We start from the raw sequence: 1,138 nt of genomic DNA, 5'->3' as shown, positions 1-1,138 counted from the left end.
GCGGGCCCGCAGCACGCGCCGGCCGAGCAGAGACTTCTTGATTGCGAAGTAGGCGGACTCCACTTCCCATCTCTCGTGATACAGCCTGACCAGCTCGAATGCCGGGTAGCGGTGGGGATCGAGCAGGGTGGTGGCCAGGCGGTAGACGCCGGTGTGCCGCCCGGTGGCAGTGGAGATGGTGATCTCGCACTCGATGACGCGGACTTCGGCCGTGCCAATCCTAGAGAGGAAGGAGCCGTCGTCGAACCGGCGCAGGACGGGCGGTTTGCGCAGCGCGGAGAGCCGGGCCAGGAAGCCGGCCCCGGTGCCGTCCACGGCTTCGAGGAAGGCGTTGGTGGCAAATCCCCGGTCCAGCAGCACGACCATGCCCTCGTGCAGCGAGCGCAGCAGGCGGCGTCCGAGGACGGGCTCGCCCGGTTTGCGGGGGCCGAAGACCGCGTCGATGACCGCGCGGGTGCCGCAAGCGACCAGGGCGACCAGCAGGACCTGAGGGTAGCCGGAGGCGGCGGTGTACTGGTTGGCTCCCTTGCCCAGCCGGGCCCGCACGTCTGCGTCGTCGGCGACGTCCAGGTACGTGCCGTCGATGGCAACCACCAGCAGCCCGGCCCAGCGGGCCCCGGCGGTGCGGACCGCCGAGGCCGGGCCGCGCAGCAGGTCGAACAGGGCCTGCAGCGGGCGTGCGCCGAGCCTGGTGCGGGCGTGCCACAGTGCGGTCGCGGTCACCGTCGGCAGTGGCAGGGCCTCAAGGGCAGCGGTCAGCTTGCGCCACACGGTCGGGTAGCCGCATTCCTCGAACAGCGTGGCCGCGAGCAGCAGGTAGACCACCACCCGGGCCGGCAGTTTCCGCAGCCGCTGCTGCACCGCCCCGCACTCGACGAGGACCGCATCGACCATCTCGAAGGGCACGACCTGGGTTAACTCGCCCAGATGTCCCGGGGCGAAGACGCCTTCGGCTACCGCGATTTCACGCGTGATGACAGACTGTCCGGACAGCGGAGCCTCCGGTCTTTGTGAACGACTTGTCTTGGCGGACGAGCCAGTTCTACCGGGGCTCCGCTTCTCACGTCCGGCGTCTTTCCAGATCAGACCCCACTTGCGGCCACGACCCCACCCGTAACTTCATGGCCTTGGGCTTTAG

The 1,138-nt window shown here is 69.3% G+C and carries 1 protein-coding gene; it reads right to left on the bottom strand.

All coding sequences use genetic code 11. From position 1 onward, the window contains the following. Window positions 1-927 (bottom strand): IS4 family transposase (locus ACFYZJ_RS39405; protein ID WP_388577231.1); only part of this gene is annotated, 927 nt, incomplete at its 3' end. Window positions 928-1,138 lie beyond the last annotated feature (211 nt).

The sequence above is a fragment of the Streptomyces sp. NPDC001848 genome (assembly GCF_042891915.1).
Classification (GTDB): domain Bacteria; phylum Actinomycetota; class Actinomycetes; order Streptomycetales; family Streptomycetaceae; genus Streptomyces.
The sequence above is the reverse complement of the archived record's forward strand: the minus strand, read 5'-3'. Positions and strand labels throughout refer to the sequence as shown.